The organism is Blautia sp. SF-50 (assembly GCF_900101315.1).
GTDB lineage: Bacteria > Bacillota > Clostridia > Lachnospirales > Lachnospiraceae > Blautia_A > Blautia_A fusiformis.
In genome coordinates this window covers 1-1,818 of the sequence record NZ_FMUW01000070.1, presented here as the reverse complement: position 1 = coordinate 1,818, position 1,818 = coordinate 1, and the positions used below count along the sequence as shown (strand labels likewise).

The following is a 1,818-nucleotide window of genomic DNA, read 5'->3' as shown; positions in this document are numbered from 1 at the left end:
TATATGCTAAATTTAGCTATTTGCGACAATGAGCCTGCCATCATTGAAGAATTAGAAGAATATTTGGATAAGATATCAGACATTTCATTTGACTATGAAGTATTTTTTAGTGCAGAGGAATTATACTCTTATAAGAAAAAACAGGAATTGGATTTTGATGTTTATATCCTGGATATTGAAATGGGAGAGATGTCTGGATTGGAACTTGCTAAAAAATTACGGCAAGACTCTCCCCATTCCCTTATCGTTTTTCTTACAAGTTTTTCTAAATATGTTTATGATGTTTTTGAAGTTGTGACATTTGATTTCATTTTAAAACCGGTTTCTTTTGAAAATTTCAGTAAAGTGCTTCATAAAGCATGTGATTTTTTATGTATGGCTAAAGTAAATTTTGTTTTTAGTTATCGTAAAAACAGCTACAGTATCCCTTGCCAATCCATTGTATATATAGAAAAACTTGGAAGAAAAGCCCTTATACACACCAATACAGGGGATATATATCAGTGTAATAAAAATTTAGATGAGATATGGTCACAATTAGATAAGCGTATGTTTGCATCTATTCGAGTGGCCTGTATTGTGAACCTTTCCGAAATAGTACAGGTGGTACGTGATGAGCTTCTGTTAAAAAATGGAAATACTCTCCATGTTGGACGGGCCTATCGACAGGAAATTAAACTACGTCATTTACAATTCCTAAAGGAGCAGTTATGAAATCTTTCTTTTTTATATGCTTAACGAATTGCTTAGATTTTGGGATATTAGAAAAATATTTGAAATGTTTCAGTCAAGAACGAAAAGTTGATCGCTATAAACTGATTTTTCTATTTCTTTTTTGTACAATTACTACAAGTATAGTAAACATGTATAAAAATCCAACTATCAATTTATTATGTAGTATCTGTATGATATACCTGTACAGTTTATCTTTTTCGTATTCTCGTTTATATTATATCATTCTACCGATTCTATACATTGGTTTGGGATTTGTGTCAGAGCCTATAGGATTTTTATTGACACTCCGACTTGAAACACAAATCAGCATGGAAATATCTTTTTATATTTCTGCGCTGATTTGTGAATTTATTCGATATCTTCTGGTTCGGGCTATATGCCATAGTTGGGCAATCCAGTTACCAAATTTATCAAAACAGATGAGCCTATTACTTTTTTTAATACCTCTTTCCAGCGTATTTATTAGTTGTATGGCAATATATTTAACTGGAACCTATGATAATTTAACCGGAAATGTACTATGCTTGGCAATTATTTTATTAGTTTTATTAACAAACATACTGACATTTGCTATTTTTCACAAGTTAAGTATTGTAATAGCTGATAATTATAAAAATGAACTCCTTCTGCAAGAAGTGAACATGAAGGAACAGTATTATCGTGAAATCGAAGCAGGAAATAAAAAGGTACAAGAAATAAAACATGATTTAAAAAATCGCCTGATTGCCTTTTATGCAATAGAGAAAGCAAATGTAGATTTTAAAAAAGAATTTCAAAAGATCATTGGTGAATTAGATGAAGGAGAAAAAACTATATACACTGCAAATATAATTGTCAACACTATTTTGAATAATAAACTTCGTAATGCCCAGAAAAGGCATATCGCAACAGAAGCCTCGGTATTAGTACCCAAGCAAATGAATCTGGACTATAGTGCTGCCGGGATATTATTAGGAAACCTCCTGGATAATGCAATAGAGGCATGTGAAAAAATAGAAGTATCAAAAAGATGGATTACTGTGAATATCATTTATAAAGAACATACTTTGATTTTAAAAATCTGCAATAGTAAAGAGATAAAAA

Annotated in this window: 2 protein-coding genes; both read left to right on the top strand. The window is 30.9% G+C overall.

The features are described from left to right. Positions 1-714: LytR/AlgR family response regulator transcription factor (locus BLP57_RS17485; protein ID WP_139148872.1), on the top strand; the 714-nt coding region annotated here is incomplete at its 5' end. A 329-nt stretch (positions 715-1,043) separates the two neighbouring features. Then, positions 1,044-1,818, top strand: a 775-nt coding sequence (locus BLP57_RS17480) for a GHKL domain-containing protein (protein WP_207646723.1), incomplete at its 3' end; no start/stop codon positions are given.